The organism is Nostoc sp. NMS2, assembly GCF_017115105.1.
In the GTDB taxonomy this organism is placed as follows: domain Bacteria; phylum Cyanobacteriota; class Cyanobacteriia; order Cyanobacteriales; family Nostocaceae; genus Nostoc.
This window is the reverse complement of sequence record NZ_JABXKH010000105.1, coordinates 21,589-37,375: the sequence shown is the minus strand read 5'-3', so window position 1 is coordinate 37,375 and position 15,787 is coordinate 21,589. Positions and strand designations below refer to the sequence as shown.

The 15,787-nt window shown below is 37.2% G+C and carries 15 protein-coding genes; 14 read left to right on the top strand and 1 reads right to left on the bottom strand.

Annotation, left to right across the window (positions count from 1 at the left end; translation table 11 throughout):
• Entirely contained in the window at positions 1 to 189 is a 189-nt protein-coding gene (locus HWQ36_RS19170; protein WP_292705266.1) for a DUF2862 domain-containing protein, read from the bottom strand.
• A 171-nt stretch (positions 190 to 360) separates the two neighbouring features.
• On the opposite strand from HWQ36_RS19170, the gene HWQ36_RS19165 reads away from it, so the two are divergent.
• From HWQ36_RS19165 to HWQ36_RS19100, 14 genes are all read left to right on the top strand, one after another.
• Positions 361 to 1,152, top strand: a complete 792-nt coding sequence (locus HWQ36_RS19165) for a Uma2 family endonuclease (RefSeq protein WP_292705264.1) — start codon at positions 361 to 363, stop codon at positions 1,150 to 1,152.
• Between the two features lie 18 nt (positions 1,153 to 1,170).
• Complete coding sequence (locus tag HWQ36_RS19160) at positions 1,171 to 2,031, top strand: Uma2 family endonuclease (RefSeq protein ID WP_292705262.1); 861 nt, start codon at positions 1,171 to 1,173, stop codon at positions 2,029 to 2,031.
• A 161-nt stretch (positions 2,032 to 2,192) separates the two neighbouring features.
• A complete protein-coding gene (locus HWQ36_RS19155; protein ID WP_292705261.1) occupies positions 2,193 to 3,038 on the top strand; it encodes an ABC transporter permease in 846 nt (281 codons plus the stop codon).
• A gap of 46 nt (positions 3,039 to 3,084) precedes the next feature.
• The gene (locus HWQ36_RS19150; protein WP_292705260.1) at positions 3,085 to 4,449 is read left to right on the top strand and encodes an ABC transporter ATP-binding protein; all 1,365 of its coding nucleotides are present in this window, start codon (positions 3,085 to 3,087) and stop codon (positions 4,447 to 4,449) included.
• 91 nt (positions 4,450 to 4,540) lie between these two features.
• Positions 4,541 to 5,239: a class I SAM-dependent methyltransferase gene (locus HWQ36_RS19145; RefSeq protein WP_292705259.1), complete on the top strand. Its 699-nt coding sequence runs from the start codon at positions 4,541 to 4,543 to the stop codon at positions 5,237 to 5,239.
• Between the two features lie 8 nt (positions 5,240 to 5,247).
• Positions 5,248 to 5,925 carry an acetyltransferase gene (locus tag HWQ36_RS19140; RefSeq protein WP_292705258.1) on the top strand — a complete coding sequence of 226 codons (678 nt, stop codon included), beginning with the start codon at positions 5,248 to 5,250 and terminating at the stop codon, positions 5,923 to 5,925.
• A gap of 4 nt (positions 5,926 to 5,929) precedes the next feature.
• Entirely contained in the window at positions 5,930 to 6,841 is a 912-nt protein-coding gene (locus tag HWQ36_RS19135) for a hypothetical protein (protein ID WP_292705257.1), read from the top strand.
• A complete protein-coding gene (locus tag HWQ36_RS19130) occupies positions 6,819 to 7,865 on the top strand; it encodes a GNAT family N-acetyltransferase (protein ID WP_292705256.1) in 1,047 nt (348 codons plus the stop codon). The genes HWQ36_RS19135 and HWQ36_RS19130 overlap by 23 nt, the downstream gene beginning before the upstream one ends.
• Positions 7,862 to 8,275, top strand: coding sequence for an FdtA/QdtA family cupin domain-containing protein (locus HWQ36_RS19125; protein WP_292705255.1), 414 nt, complete (start codon positions 7,862 to 7,864; stop codon positions 8,273 to 8,275). Before HWQ36_RS19130 ends, HWQ36_RS19125 begins: the two co-directional genes overlap by 4 nt.
• The gene (locus HWQ36_RS19120; protein ID WP_292705254.1) at positions 8,275 to 9,375 is read left to right on the top strand and encodes a DegT/DnrJ/EryC1/StrS family aminotransferase; all 1,101 of its coding nucleotides are present in this window, start codon (positions 8,275 to 8,277) and stop codon (positions 9,373 to 9,375) included. Before HWQ36_RS19125 ends, HWQ36_RS19120 begins: the two co-directional genes overlap by 1 nt.
• A 1-nt stretch (position 9,376) precedes the next feature.
• Positions 9,377 to 9,838, top strand: a complete 462-nt coding sequence (locus tag HWQ36_RS19115; protein WP_292705253.1) for a hypothetical protein — start codon at positions 9,377 to 9,379, stop codon at positions 9,836 to 9,838.
• A 5-nt stretch (positions 9,839 to 9,843) separates the two neighbouring features.
• Entirely contained in the window at positions 9,844 to 12,978 is a 3,135-nt protein-coding gene (locus tag HWQ36_RS19110) for a glycosyltransferase (RefSeq protein ID WP_292705252.1), read from the top strand.
• Positions 12,975 to 14,324: a glycosyltransferase family 4 protein gene (locus HWQ36_RS19105; RefSeq protein WP_292705251.1), complete on the top strand. Its 1,350-nt coding sequence runs from the start codon at positions 12,975 to 12,977 to the stop codon at positions 14,322 to 14,324. The genes HWQ36_RS19110 and HWQ36_RS19105 overlap by 4 nt, the downstream gene beginning before the upstream one ends.
• On the top strand, positions 14,315 to 15,655 hold the full coding sequence (locus HWQ36_RS19100) for a glycosyltransferase (protein WP_292705250.1): 1,341 nt from the start codon (positions 14,315 to 14,317) through the stop codon (positions 15,653 to 15,655). The genes HWQ36_RS19105 and HWQ36_RS19100 overlap by 10 nt, the downstream gene beginning before the upstream one ends.
• Positions 15,656 to 15,787: the final 132 nt, after the last annotated feature.

The window sequence follows — 15,787 nt, the reverse complement described above, 5'->3', positions numbered from 1 at the left end:
CTACACAGGTTTAATTTCATCTTCAAAAAACCAAGTAGAAGTATTGTCCTCAAACAGCACTACTACACCGATCCCACCATCAATGACTTTGTAGCCTTGGATGATACCCACTTGTCCTAATTTTTTTACAATTGGGGGAGAAACGCGATCGCGCAAACGAAAGACTTTAACCTTTTGTCCGATTTCCATGCCTGATTACAATGCAACAAACCTTCGTCTCAGTGTAGCGGAATCCGTGACTCTGCTCTCATAAATTCAGTGGGAGATGAGGGAGACGCGGCGAATAATCAATGACAAATAAAAAATAACAAATCACAAAAAGCTTAAAATTAAATCAACAACCAAACAGGTACACACCCAATGTTTGTCACAGCGCAGCAGCTAGAACAGCAAATGCCCGATGCAACTCGGTTGTTAAGTGATGAGCCGGAAATGGAAACTTCATTGCACTATATGCAGCTATTGCTGCTAGTAACTTCCCTTGAGTGGCTGTGGCGTGACTGTAATGATTTCTTTATAGGTGCAAATCTAACAATCTATTTTAGCCGTCAGCAGTTGCGAAATCGAGATTTTCGCGGCCCAGACTTTTTTTTGGTCAAAGATACCGAAAAGCGATCGCGTAATTCCTGGGTAGTCTGGGAAGAAGATGGTCGTTATCCAGATTTGATTATTGAATTACTTTCTGAAAGTACGGCTGATATTGACCGGAATTTGAAGAAGAATCTCTATGAAAATCGATTTCACACACCAGAATATTTTTGGTTTTCGCCGGAGAATCTGGAATTTATGGGTTTTGAATTGGTAGGTAACAAGTATCAAGAAATTACACCAAATGCGCGGGGATGGCGTTGGAGCGATGTGCTTAGGCTGTATTTAGGTGTAGAAGCAGGTAAATTGCGCTACTTTACATCCGATGGTGATTTAGTTCCAACACCAGAGGAGGCTGCTATTGCAGCGCAACAAGTGGCTATTACAGCGCAGCAACAAGCGTTAGCAGCGCAGCAACAAGCGTCAGAAGCGCAGCAACAAGCGTCAGAAGCACAGCAACAGGTGTCAGAAGTAGAATTACGGTTGGAAGAAGAACAGCTGCGATCGCAACGGTTAGCGGAACATTTGCGATCGCTCGGAGTTAATCCAGATAGCTTGAGTTAAGCAACCAAGGTAGTAGTCATGTATCAAACAGATCCACCCCGTCCGCCACAAGAAACAATGCCTACGATGTATGATTTACCCAGTGAATTAGTGGGGGAATCAGGTTTGCCAGATGAATTTCACCGGATTCAGGCAGATTTGCTCAGTGAGACTTGTCAGCCTCTCACTTATCCATCTGAGGAAATTTTGCTTGCTAGCGACTTAAATCTTTACTACGATCCCCGGCATCCTTTGTGGTACAAGCGTCCTGATTGGTACATGGTTTTAGGATTACCTAGTGGTAGCCAACAGCAAGACCTACGCTTAAGTTACGTCATTTGGCAAGAAGGAATTGATCCATTTTTAGTAGTTGAATTACTTTCACCTGGTACAGAACAAGAAGACTTAGGAAAAACACTGCGGGAAGTAAACCGACCCCCAACGAAGTGGGAAGTATATGAACAGATTTTACGGGTTCCCTACTACGTTATCTACGATCGCTACGAAAATCATTTGCGTGCCTTTCAAGTCAGTGGTAATCACTATGAGGCAATATCTTTACCAGAGAATCGCTTATGGTTGGAAGAGTTAGAACTAGGATTGGGTCTTTGGCAAGGTACTTATCAGCAGACAACAGGTTTGTGGTTGCGTTGGTATAGTTCTGCGGGTTGGGTTCCAACCCGAAGAGAACAAGCAGAACAGGAACGTCAACGGGCTGAACAGGAACGCCAACGGGCTGAACAGGAACGTCAACGGGCTGAACAGGAACATCAACGGGCTGAACAGGAACATCAACGGGCTGAACAGGAACGCCAACGGGCTGAACAGGAACGCCAACGGGCTGATCGATTAGCAGAGTATTTGCGATCGCAAGGAATTGATCCAGATACCTTGAGTTAAGCAAAAAAAGAAAGCAGTATTGCCAACCTAATTTAGGTACGATTTGATAGTTAATGATGTATTCTCCAAAGAATACAACGTTACTCTTATGGCTATGAAGCCTTATAAAGAGAAATTGGGTGTATGAGTAGTGAACAAGGAAACAGGATTGATTACAAACAATGCAAGGATTTGTACGTAAAGCAGCCAGACTGAGGCGCATACTGCCAGTCAATGCAAACTGGTGGACAAAATTTGACTTGCTGAGAACTTTGGTTAGGCGAGATTTAGAAGCACGGTATAAGGGTTCTATTTTAGGAAATTTGTGGCCTTTGCTAAATCAGCTCTCACAATTATTAATTTACACTTATGTATTTTCGGTTGTGCTGAAAGTGAAGTTAAGCCTCAAAAGCTTACCAGAAAATAACTTCACCTTTGGGTTGTGGCTGTTTGCAGGTTTACTTCCTTGGCTTGCTTTTTCAGGGGGGTTAATCCAGTCCGCTAGCTCAGTAGTAGCACAGAATAATTTAGTTAAAAAGGTCGTATTTCCTTTAGCATTGCTACCACTAGTACCAATTTTATCAACATTTATTGAAAGTTCTTTTGGTTTAATAATGTTGATTTTTTTTGTAGCAGTTAATACTCATATTTTACATCCTACATTAGCATTATTACCCTTAGTTTGGCTAACACAGTTGTTGTTAACAACAGGTTTAGGCTATTTAGCTTCAGGACTAACGGTTTTTTTGCGAGATATTCCCCAGACTTTAGCAGTGATTTTAAACATTTGGATGTATTTGACACCGATTATTTATCCGGCATCAGCAATTCCAGAGGAATGGCGAAGTGTAGTATTTTGGTTAAATCCCATGACTGCGATCGTTGAAGTGTATCGTGATTTAATTTTAGTTGGAAAGGTTGAACATTGGGGTGAATGGGGAGTATCCTCAATAATTGCATTAGTGATGTTTTGTAGCGGATTTTATGTGTATAAACGTTTACGAACAGCATTTGCTGATGTATTGTGAATTGGTGCTTTAATAACTAGAAGTTTTGAGGATTGATAGTAACAGTATGGGAGAAGAAATTGCAATTTCCCTCAAAAATGTCTCGAAATGCTACAAGCGATATACTCGACCAGCCGATCGGCTAAAAGAGATTTTATTACCAGAAAGAACCTACGCTCAAGAATTTTGGGCATTACAAGATGTTTCCTTCCAGGTAATGAAGGGTGAAACTATAGGCATCATTGGGCGTAATGGTGCAGGTAAATCCACTCTCCTGCAAATGATTTGCGGTACTTTGACCCCGACCAGTGGTGTAGTTCAAGTGAATGGACGTGTTGCCGCCCTCCTGGAATTGGGCGCTGGGTTCAACCCAGAATTCACCGGGCGAGAAAACGTGTATATGAATGGGGCAATCATGGGGCTTTCCAGACATGATGTGGATAAGCGCTTCCATCAGATTGCCGCTTTTGCCGATATTGGAGATTTTATTGACCAAGCTGTTAAAACTTATTCCAGTGGTATGTATGTCCGGTTGGCTTTTGCCTCAGCGATTCATATTGACCCAGATATCCTAATTGTGGATGAGGCTTTGGCTGTAGGGGATATGTTTTTTCAGGCGAAGTGTATGGCACGAATGCGGCAAATGATGGAAACAGGTGTGACAGTGCTGTTTGTTAGCCATGATACAAGTTCAGTTAAAAGTCTTTGTCAGCGATGTGCTTTCCTCGAAAAAGGAAAACTGCTGAAAATTGGTAAAGCTTCAGAGGTAGTAGATACTTATATAAGTATTGTTCACAGTGAAATGAATCAGGAGTTAAAGCAACAAGTTGAACTAATAAATGAAAATATCCCAACTATTAGTCAACATGAAAAAGCAACACAAGATAATAATTTAGATGGGCAATCTACTATATCGAAAATATTTGTTTCTACTGTTAAAGAAGCGAAGTTTGCTGAAGGCGCTCATCGCTACGGTGATGATAGTGCAAAAATATTAGATATTAAGCTACTAAATAGCCAGCATCGTCCTACTGACCAACTTGATTTTAAAGAAGATTTTACTATTCAGGTTTCTATTCTCTTTAAACAAGACCTGCCGTCGTTTTGTATTGGGTATTCATTTAGAGATTTAAAAGGGCAAATGCTGATTGCTTATATGACCACCGCAAAGAGAATAGAAATGCCTTCAGCGAAAGCAGGAGAAGTTTATGTAATAGAAATAAAAGGTACAAATATTTTAAACTACGGAGTTTATACAATTACGATCGGCATAGAATTACCTGTTGTTATAAACCAACAACATATTTTTCTAGATATTCTAGAAAATGCTGTTGTTTTTCAATCTAATTTAGCGCAAGATCCGCTAGATCGTTTTCCAGGTATGGTTTATGCAAATGTAGAAGTCGATTTTTTAAAAATAACAAATTCTTAAAATTACACTCACCTTGAGATAAATATTAAATTACTTAAATATGAATGATTACAGTAGATTTGCCAATTTGTCATTTGATGATTTTCGGAAGATGGCAAAAGATGATTCATTAAGCTGCTACGAAAAAATAGGTTTTCCCAACTCTTACCGCCAAAACAAAGAACATTTAATATTTGAGGATATTATCGGCAAGTTGCCTCTGTTATGTACGCAGAATAAAGTGGTTCTTGATATTGGCTGTGGTTGTAGTGAACTACCCCTCATGCTGATTGATTTGTGTCGAAAAAATGAACATACTCTGATTCTCATTGATTCAGAGGAAATGCTATCTCATTTACCAAATGAACCATTTATTAAAAAAATTATTGGTTATTACCCTGATTGTAATGATTTATTTAATAAGTATAGAGGTGAAGTAGATGTCATATTAACTTATAGTGTATTACACTATATATTTGTTGAGTCAAATATATGGAACTTTTTGGATAGCTCCCTGGAATTAATGTCTGATGGCGGGGAAATGCTGATAGGAGATATCCCTAATGTCTCTAAAAGAAAGCGTTTTTTTAGCAGTAAAAATGGAATTAAATTTCATCAGAATTTTACAGGCAAAGAAGAATTACCAGAAGTATCCTTCAATAATATTGAGCACCATCTGATTGACGACTCCGTAGTTTTATCTTTAGTTACTAGAGCGAGAAATCAAGGCTTTGATGCATATATCTTACCTCAGAAATCAGATTTACCGATGGCAAATAGGCGAGAAGATATTCTTATTAGAAAACCTTGATGAAAGTTATGAATAAAAATCGCAAGTTAGTAATTGTGGGTGATAGTGCTTTTGCTGAAATTGCTTATGAGTATTTTACTTATGATTCAGAATACGAAGTAGTAGCATTTAGTGTAGAAAAAGATTATCTCAAGAAAAATAGTTTATTTGGAATACCTGTAGTTACCTTTGAATCCCTAGAAGAAGTTTATAATCCTCGTGAACATGAGATATTTGTAGCCATTGTCTATACGCAGTTGAATCGCTTAAGAACTAGGCTATGCAATCAGGCTAAAGATAAAGGATATAGGCTAGCAAGCTACATCAGTAGTAAAGCTTTTGTCTGGAGAAATGTCAAATTAGGAGAGCATTGTTTTATATTTGAAAACAATGTTGTTCAGGCATTTGTGCAATTAGGAAATAATGTTATTCTATGGAGTGGAAATCATATTGGTCATCATTCAATTATTCAAGACAATTGTTTTTTTTCATCCCATGTCGTGATTTCTGGTTTTGTTGAGGTGGAAAAAAATTGTTTTTTCGGTGTAAATTCAACTATTAGCAACAATCTCAAAATTGAGAGAGATTGCTGGATTGGGCCTAGTGTGACTATAACCAAGGATACAAAAGTAGGAGAAATTTACCGCATACCACATATAGAACCTGCAAAGCTAACCACTTATCGCTTCTTCAAACTACCGGAGTAGGTTAATGATTTGGAAAAAACTGGGATTAGTCTATGTAGCTAACGGGGAAAAGGACTGGGCTATTTCTCATGCTTATATTCCTACTTCCATGATGCTAGATGAGGAACGCATCAGAGTTTATGTAGCATTTTTAGATAGTCACAAAGTCGGGCGCATTGGATTTGTTGATCTGGAAGCAAAAAATCCACTTCAGATATTAAAAGTTTCTGATAAACCTGTGTTAGATATTGGTCATCCAGGAACCTTTGATGATAATGGTGTCACACCTATTTGCTTATTAAAATATCAAGAGCGTTTGTATTTATATTATGTAGGCTGGCAGTTAGGTGTAAAGGTTCGCTACTTCTTGTTGATGGGTTTAGCAATTAGTGAGGATAATGGTGAAAGTTTTCAAAGATATTCCCAGGTACCAATATTGGAGAGAAGCGATCGCGAACTTTTTGTACGTTCAGCTGCTTATGTTCATCGTGAAGAAGACTACTGGAGAATGTGGTATGTAGCTGGCGATCAATGGATAAATGTTAATGGTAAGCAAGTTCCTACCTATAATGTTCGCTATATTGAGTCAGCTGATGGAATTACTTGGGGAAAGCAAGGTGTCGTTTGCTTAGAACTTGCCAACGATGATGAATACGGATTTGGTAGACCCTTTGTAACTAAAGAATATAATTTATACAAAATGTGGTATTCGATCCGTACTATAAGTATGGGCTATAGAATAGGCTATGCTGAATCTTTGGATGGTCAAAACTGGCTACGTCAAGATCAAAAAGTTAGTCTTGATGTATCTAAAACTGGTTGGGACTCTCAGATGATACACTGCTCTTGCATCCAAAAAACAAAATACGGCACTTATATGTTTTACAACGGAAATAACTACGGAGAAACAGGATTTGGAGTTGCAATCTTACAGTAATCAAAGTCACAATACTATAAATACAGATGAAGAGTATGTTGAACAAAATAATTCTCTAAAAATTCTTCCCTACTCTGAAAAAAATTCTGCGATCTGGGATGAATTTTTAGTTAGCACACCGATGGCTACATTTCTCCATACTCGTCGCTATCTTTCCTACCATGCCGATCGATTTCAGGATGTATCCTTAATGATTAAGGATGAGAAAAATCGACTAGTTGGTTTATTTCCAGCAGCTATAGATCCATCTAATAGTAAAAGAGTAGTTAGTCATCCAGGTATCACTTACGGCGGGTTGTTGCATACAGGTAATTTGCGTGGCGCAAATATGATTGAGGCTTTTAAAGCACTGCGTGATTACTATGCCAATCATGGATTTGAATCACTTCGATATAAGGTAGTGCCAAACATTTACCATCAAGTACCCGCTGCTGATGATTTGTATGCACTTTTTCGTATAGGTGCGGTACGCTATCGTTGCGATCTCTCCTGTGCTATTGACCTACTAAATCGACCAATATCAACTAAAAGGCGTAGAAGAGGACTAGAGAAAGCACTAAAATATGGAGTTCAAATCAAAGAAGGGGTTGAATTTGTTAAAGATTTTTGGAAATTACTCGAAGATAATCTTGCGAGAAAAATTGGTGCATTACCAGTTCATTCTCTCAATGAAATCATTTACCTTTACTCTATGTTTCCCAATAATATCGAGTTTGTCGTGGGATTATATGAGCATGAGGTTGTAGCAGGTATAGTTTTGTTTTCTGGGCCTAAAGTTTTACGCGCACAGTATATTGGTTCGAGTCAGTTGGGCAATCAAATATGTGCCTTAGACCTGCTTTTTGAACATTGCCTGAAAAAAGCGCAATTGCAAAGTGCGCATTATTTTGATTTTGGAACCAGCAACCAAAATGAGGGTCAGGATCTGAAAGCTAGCCTTTACCAATTTAAATCAGAATTTGGAGGTGGTGGAGTGGTACAGGAGTTTTATGAAATTCCTCTCATAGGTCAAGAAGTTATATGAGCCTTGAAAACTGTAAATTAATCGAATTGCCAAAAATTACTGATCCCCGTGGAAATCTCACATTTATTGAAGAAAATAGACATATTCCCTTTGAGTTCAAAAGGGTTTTTTATTTATATGATGTACCTGGTGGTGCTAATCGGGCTGGGCACGCTCTGAAAAATTGCAATCAATTTATAATAGCTATGTCAGGTAGCTTTGATGTTATCTTAAATGATGGATATGAGCAAAAATGCTATAATTTAAATCGCTCTTATTATGGGCTATATATTCCTGCACTAGTATGGCGAGAAATTGATAATTTTTCTTCTGGTTCTGTATGTATGGTTTTAGCTTCTAGAGTTTATGATGAGGCGGACTATTATAGAGATTACCAAGGATTTTTAGCATCTGTTCGGGGTAAGGAATAATGAAAGTTCCATTTCTCAATTTTGAGGCTTCCTATCTTGAACTTCAAGAAGAACTTGATTCAGCCTACCAACGGGTGATGAAAGCTGGCTGGTATATTCTTGGTAGAGAAGTCGAGGCTTTTGAAGCTGAATTTGCTGCTTATTGCCAAACAAAATACTGCATTGGTGTAGGTAATGGTTTAGATGCTTTGCATCTAATTCTAAGAGCTATGGAAATTGTTACTGGTGATGAGATAATTGTACCAGCAAATACTTACATTGCTACCTGGCTGGCAGTTTCCTACGCTGGAGGAACACCCGTACCAGTAGAACCAGATGAGAGAACGTATAATATAAATCCTCAACTTATTGAAGCTGCAATTACGGAACGCACAAAAGCGATTTTGGTAGTGCATCTTTATGGTCAACCAGCGGACATGGATGCTATCAATGTAATTGCAAAGCGATATAATCTCAAAGTGATTGAAGATGCTGCTCAAGCTCATGGCGCACGATTTAAGAATCGTCGTGTAGGTAGTTTGGGGGATGCAGCAGGTTTCAGTTTTTATCCCACCAAAAACCTTGGAGCGATCGGCGATGGAGGAGCGGTAACAACTAACGATGTAGACTTAGCCGATAAAGTTCGCCTACTGCGTAACTATGGTTCTCGTATAAAGTATGAAAATGAAATTCAGGGTTACAATAGCCGACTGGATGAATTACAAGCAGCATTTTTAAGAGTGAAGCTAACTAAACTAGATGAATGGAATTCTCGCCGCGCTCACATAGCGGAACAATACTTGCAAGGACTAGTCAGAACTGCTAACGTAGCCTTGCCTTTTGTACCTAACTGGGCTGAGTCAGTGTGGCATTTATTTGTTGTACGTTACCCCAAAAGGCACAGCCTAGAGCAAGATTTGCACCAATCTGGGATTGGTACACTAATTCACTATCCAATTCCTCCCCATCTATCAGGTGCTTATATCGGCAGTGGATGGCATGAAGGAAGTTTTGCGATCGCAGAACAACTAGCTAAGGAAGTCCTAAGTTTACCCTTACATCCCCATATCACAGAGGAGCAAATATCAATAATTGTAAATTATTTCAACAAGGGTTTTTAAAGTGAATCTTTACTCGTCATCATTAGTTACTAATATTTTATCTCAAAAACAGCGAAACAGCGTTCAATTTACTTTACAATTATTCTATGCAAATACATTAGATTTTCAGGAATCTCACAGCTTATTAGTTTCAACTATTGCTGGATTTGGTGAGGTTATTGACATCAAAATTAATTTATTAAAATCACCACAATATTTACGGATAGACCCTGGATTTTTATTTTCCCTCCATAAAAATCCTAACTTTGAAATTATCCGTATTCAAGAAATAGAAGCAGTGGAAAAAATAAACTGCAATCCAGAAGATAACTCAATTGAACGCCATCAGATACATATAGAACTTAAAAATAAAGAGACTTGGATGGTATGTGGTTACGATCCTTATTTTGTTTTCCAAAATCCTTTTATTGGGGATGATATTTGTATTAAATTTAGCAGTCAATTGGTTTTAGCAATTTTGTAGTAGTTATGTATAACAATTATATTTTGAATATAGAATCTCAAATAGCTGAATATATGAAATCGGGTGATTTAGAAAGTCCTCTAGATTTACTTGTTAACTTTGTCGAAAAAATTATTAGAGATAATCGAGCCACAGCGAAAGTATTTGGTTCGGCAACCTTAGATAAACTCTGTCAGCAGATTGGTGCTAAAGCTTTAGAACATCAAAAGCCATTATTGACAATCGACTCATACCCTAATCATGAAAACGGAAATATTATCTATATTGCTACTGAACTTTATAAAACAGGTGGACACACTGCAGTATTAGAAGATTTAATTAAAGCGCAACCGCATAGAAAACACATAATTTTAATTACAGATATATTTAACACAGTTAATCGTGAAATTATTTTAAGTAGGTTTGCATCCCCCAATGTACAAATAGAGTGGGCACCCCAAAGTACTTTACTAGATAAACTTTTTTGGTTGCAATCTCAGTTAATAGAGAGGCAATTAAGTCAGGTTTTTTTGTTTAATCACTGGCAAGATGCTGTAGCTATTGCAGCTGTACAACCTCATCTCGCCCAAGAATTAATTTTTTACCATCACTGCGATCATCAACTTTGTTTAGGCTTATATTTATCTCACGCAAAACATATTGATCCACACGCTTTTGGTTTTTACAACTGCCGCCATAATTTGGGTGTTGCCAATACTAGATACATACCTTTGATAGTTGAAGATTTAGGTACACGTTCACCCGAATTACCATTCATTGCAAATGGCAAACTGAGAACTTGCTCTTCAGGTAGTGGTAATAAGTTTGAGCAAATCTATCCTTACAGTTATATAGAAGAAGTTCCAAAAATTCTGGATGTGACGCAAGGAGTACATATACACATTGGGGAACTATCACATTACAGTTTAGAAAGAATTAGGCAAGGCTTAGAACAAAGAGGTATTACCCAAGAATCATTTATTTACATTCCTTGGGTAAAAAGTTTATGGTGGACAATAAGTGAGCAAAAAATAGATATATACCTTAATTCTTTCCCTTTAGGTGGTGGGAGAGCATCGATTGAAGTCATGGGATCAGGTACGCCATTTATTGGTCATCAAAACTATAATTCTCGTGTACTTAGTGGGATTGATATCGTTTATCCAGAAGCTTATTTTTGGCAAAAGCCTGAAGAATTGTATAGTTATTTGCAGGCATTGACTCCTGAAATTTTGGCAGAACAAGCTACTTGTTCTAGAAGACATTATGAACTTTACCACACACCAAAAGTTTTACAACAATGTTTACAAGATTTTAATTCTGAAGAAGGTCTGTTTCCACCACCACTCAGAGATTATGTTACAGATGGGCTACAAAATTTTCTTGATAGCGTAAATTCAGATTTAACAAAACAATTTATCGATATAGTAGATGCGATGTATCCTATTTGGGACACAGAACAACTTGAGCTTGACAAAAGCAAGATGTCAGAATTTCTTTACAGATTGACTATCTCTCGGTATGGAGAAGTAAGCTTGATGTCTAAATTAGAACACGCTAAAACAGAAGTAGAAAATTTAAAAGTCGCAATGCTGTCTCAATTGCAACAAACTCAAGCAGAGGTAGAACAATTAAAAGCTACAATGCTGTCTCAATTGCAACAACCTCAGTTGCAACAAACTCAAGCAGAGGTAGAGCAATTAAAAGCTACGATGCTGTCTTTGCAACAAACTCAAGTAGAGGTAGAGCAATTAAAAGCTACCATATTATCTAAATTACAACAAACTCAAATAGAGGTAGAGCAATTAAAAGCTACGATTTCTTCTATACAACAAACTCAACCGGATGTAGATTACTTAAAAGCTACGATTTCTTCTCTACAACAAACTCAACCGGATGTAGAGTACTTAAAATCTACTATGTTGTCTAAGTTGCAACAATCTCAAGCCGAAGTAGAACATCTAAAAGCTACTATTGCCGCAATACAAACTAGCAAATTTTGGACAATCCGAACCCAATGGTTTAAGCTAAAAAAATTTTTGGGTTTTGTGAAAGACCCTGGTATTGTTGTAAATCTTATAAATTCCACTGTCTCATCAACAGCCTATCAAGTTAAAATATTGCAGACTCCTCAGTCAAATCGACCTCGTATAGTTCATGCGATCGCAAATTTTATGACTGGAGGCTCTTCACGTCTTGTAATTGATTTAATTGAACATCTTGGTCATATTTATGAACAGGAAGTAGTTACAAGTTATATTCCTAATCCTCCAAGCTATACTGGATTAACTATCCATCATTTTACTGTAGAACAAGATATACTGTCATATTTAAATCAGTTTAGTCCTGAAATAGTGCATATACATTTTTGGGGAGATTGTGATACTCCTTGGTATGAAAATGTATTTAATGCCGTTCAAAAATACAATAAGTGCATAGTCGTAGAAAATATTAATACCCCTGTAAAACCTTATTTAAGCAAAAATTGTCATAAATATGTTTATGTAAGTAATTATGTTAAAAATACATTTGGACTGGAGCATCCTCAACATTTAACAATTTATCCTGGTTCTAATTTTGATATGTTTTCGAGAGATAACCAGAGAAGTATCCCAAAAGATTGCATTGGCATGGTTTATCGTCTGGAAGCAGATAAGCTAAATGAAAATTCTATTGATGTATTTATTAAGGTAGCTCAACAAAGACCAAAAACAAAAATATTAATTGTTGGTGGTGGGCTTTTTTTAGAAGTTTATAAAGAGGCTGTTAACAAAGCAAAAATTGCTGATAGATTCACTTTCACAGGCTATGTTGCCTACGATAAATTACCTTCATTTTACGAACAAATGAGTATTTTTGTTGCACCAGTATGGCAAGAAAGCTTTGGACAGGTCAGCCCTTTTGCAATGAATATGGGTATTCCAGTTGTTGGTTACAACGTTGGAGGAATAGCAGAAATTATTAATAATAATCAATTACTGGCTCCTCCTGGGGACAGCAGCAAACTAGCCGAAATTATTATTGATTTATTAGATAATCGTGAGAAACGACTACAAATTGGTTCTGTAAATCGCCAAAGGGCACAGGCATTGTTTTCTGTACAAGCAATGATTAGAAGCTATAGCAGCCTCTACAGTGAGCTTTTACAGGAGAATTTATGAAGGTTGCAATATTTGTTCATTGCTTTTTTCCAGAGCATTTCTATGGCACAGAGACTTACACTTTAGATTTGGCAATAAACCTGCAAAAACTAGGACATCAACCAATAGTAGTTTCTGCAATGTTTCCAGGTGAACCGCAGACTGATAGTGTACTTAGATATTATGAATACAAGGGTCTTCCAGTTTATTGTATAGATAAAAACTATATTCCCAATACGCGAATTAAAGATACTTACTATCAGCCAGAAATACGTAAATTATTACGACAAATATTAGTTGATATTCAGCCAGATATTGTTCATGTTACCCACCTGATTAATCATACTGCTATTCTTTTAGAAGTAATTAACGAACTGCAAATTTCTACAGTTGCAACATTAACAGATTTTTATGGTTTCTGCTTTAATAATAAATTAGAAGCAGCGGATGGTTCTCTATGTCTTGGTCCTAATCGCAAAAGAACAAATTGCTTGGCGTGTTTGCTGAAAGCAAGGAGTAGTTTCCCAACGGCAACTTTAGCAGAACGTTATGTCGGGCAATATCCTCAGTCTCGCATAACAGCAGAAGCACTGAACTTATTGATTAAAATTCCTGGATTTCAGCGGGGGGTAATTGCTGGATCTGTACTAGATGTAACTTGTAGACCTGACCTTTTAAGCTACTACTATCGTTATTATCGAGCTGTAATTGCTCCCACTGTATTTCTCCGTAAAGCTTATGTGCGGAATGGATTAACGGTGCCCATTTATGACATTAAATTTGGTATTGATTTGCCAATATTGACAAAATCAGCTAGACCAATAAATGCACCGATAAGATTTGGTTTTATCGGACAGATGACAGTTCATAAAGGAGTAGATATATTAGTTGATGCTTTCTGTCGTCTTCCTTATGGAGCAGCAGAATTATATTTATTCGGTTCAGAAAAGCAAGATCCAGATTACTCGCTTAATTTACACAAAAAAGCAAATGGTTATACTGTAAAATTTTGCGGGACTTTTCCGAAAGAAGAAATGTTAAAAATATTTTCTAATCTAGATTTCCTAGTAATTCCATCTCGTTGGTATGAAAACAGTCCGCTCGTTCTATTAAATTCTTTGGCAAGTCATACACCTGTGATAGTTTCAGATGTAGAAGGAATGACAGAATTTGTTGAAGAAGGCAAAAATGGATACACCTTTAAAATGGGTAATGTCCAGGAATTAGAACAAATAATGCAAAAAATTATTGAGAATCCAGAGACATCATTAAAAATGTCGCAAACAACTGAATACCCGCGAACAACGGAGATAATGACTCAAGAAGTTATCAAAGTTTATCAAGATGTATTGCAATCATGCGTATAGCTATCTTGGTGCATCAATTTCTTCCTAAATACTCTGGTGGTACAGAAATTTTAACTTTGCAGATGGCACGAGAGTTAATGCAGAGAGGACATGAAGTTGCAGTTGTTTGTAGTGAGGCATCTTTGAAAGTAAGAACTTCAGATAAGTTTAGCGTTGAAGATGAATATGAAGGTATAACTGTTTTTAGGATTTGCACAACTCTTCAAAAGAAGTATCCGATTGTAAGTGACTTTAAATCTGTAGGACAAGTGGAGATAATTTTGAGTTTTTTACAAACTTGGCAAGCAGATTTAGTACATATTAATCATTGCTTGCTTCTCTCCACTAAGGTGATTCCAGCAATTAAATCTATAGGAATGCCTGTAGTTTATTCTGCTACAGACTTTTGGCTAGTTTGTCCAACCATTCAGTTACTTAAACATAATAATCAGTTATGTCAGGGGCCAGATGCAGATGGTATTGAATGCTTGCGCTGCTATCTGAGTAACAGTTCTCAACCAGAGATTATCAAGTGGAGTCGCCATTTGCCAGATGAGGTGCTGAAAGCAGGAATGGCGATCGCTTCTAGTTTACACTCAAAATTAGCAACATCTAAGGCTGTGAATGCTTTAAAAGCTTTTCCAGAGCGCCAACAGAGGATACTTGAGCATGTAAATTTTGCAGACTTGATTATCGTTCCTACTGATTTGATGCGGGAAATATTTTCTCGTAATGGTCTACCTTGTGATAAATTAATCAAATTACCTTACGGTATTGAACCCTTACCGAAAATAGAGCGATCGCAACCAAAAGATACGGTAAATTTCGGTTTTATTGGCACTCTCTCTCCACACAAAGGTGCAGATTTGCTGATTCAAGCATTTCAACGCCTTCAACATTCATCAAAAGCTAAACTAATCATTTATGGAAACCTAAGCCATTTCCCTGGCTACAGTAAGCATCTTCAGGATTTAGCAGGTAATGATCCTAACATATTTTTTGCTGGCACATTTCCAGCACCACAAATGGCCAATGTGCTTGCAGAGGTAGACTTTTTAGTAGTACCATCCAGATGGTATGAAAACACTCCTTTAGTTATGCATGCTGCATTGCAAGTAGGTTTACCAGTAATTGCGACAGATTTGGGAGGTATGTCTGAGCTAGTAAAAGATGAACACAATGGATTACTATTTGCCCTGGGTGACTATTATCATCTTGCTCGACAGATGCAGCGATGCTTAGACGAGCCAGTGTTAGTTAATAATCTACAACGTAATATTCAACTACATCCTAGCAAAACAATGTTTCAATATATTAATGATCTGGAGTATGTTTATCAAAGCCTATTTTAGGCTTAAATAAATTCATCCGCCGCATAGTTACAACAATAAATACTTCTAGTACTGCTTCCATAGCAAATTATTAAGATAAGTAAGTAGCATATATTAAAATATCTTGGCTATTTTGATAATTTAGAGGGGAAT

Excerpts from the sequence above, each read along its gene's own strand:
- HWQ36_RS19170 (WP_292705266.1), bottom strand. The coding sequence starts at position 189 with ATGGAAATCGGACAAAAGGTTAAAGTCTTTCGTTTGCGCGATCGCGTT.
- HWQ36_RS19165 (WP_292705264.1), top strand. The coding sequence starts at position 361 with ATGTTTGTCACAGCGCAGCAGCTAGAACAGCAAATGCCCGATGCAACT.
- HWQ36_RS19160 (WP_292705262.1), top strand. The coding sequence starts at position 1,171 with ATGTATCAAACAGATCCACCCCGTCCGCCACAAGAAACAATGCCTACG.
- HWQ36_RS19155 (WP_292705261.1), top strand. The coding sequence starts at position 2,193 with ATGCAAGGATTTGTACGTAAAGCAGCCAGACTGAGGCGCATACTGCCA.
- HWQ36_RS19150 (WP_292705260.1), top strand. The coding sequence starts at position 3,085 with ATGGGAGAAGAAATTGCAATTTCCCTCAAAAATGTCTCGAAATGCTAC.
- HWQ36_RS19145 (WP_292705259.1), top strand. The coding sequence starts at position 4,541 with ATGGCAAAAGATGATTCATTAAGCTGCTACGAAAAAATAGGTTTTCCC.
- HWQ36_RS19140 (WP_292705258.1), top strand. The coding sequence starts at position 5,248 with ATGAATAAAAATCGCAAGTTAGTAATTGTGGGTGATAGTGCTTTTGCT.
- HWQ36_RS19135 (WP_292705257.1), top strand. The coding sequence starts at position 5,930 with ATGATTTGGAAAAAACTGGGATTAGTCTATGTAGCTAACGGGGAAAAG.
- HWQ36_RS19125 (WP_292705255.1), top strand. The coding sequence starts at position 7,862 with ATGAGCCTTGAAAACTGTAAATTAATCGAATTGCCAAAAATTACTGAT.
- HWQ36_RS19120 (WP_292705254.1), top strand. The coding sequence starts at position 8,275 with ATGAAAGTTCCATTTCTCAATTTTGAGGCTTCCTATCTTGAACTTCAA.
- HWQ36_RS19110 (WP_292705252.1), top strand. The coding sequence starts at position 9,844 with ATGTATAACAATTATATTTTGAATATAGAATCTCAAATAGCTGAATAT.
- HWQ36_RS19105 (WP_292705251.1), top strand. The coding sequence starts at position 12,975 with ATGAAGGTTGCAATATTTGTTCATTGCTTTTTTCCAGAGCATTTCTAT.
- HWQ36_RS19100 (WP_292705250.1), top strand. The coding sequence starts at position 14,315 with ATGCGTATAGCTATCTTGGTGCATCAATTTCTTCCTAAATACTCTGGT.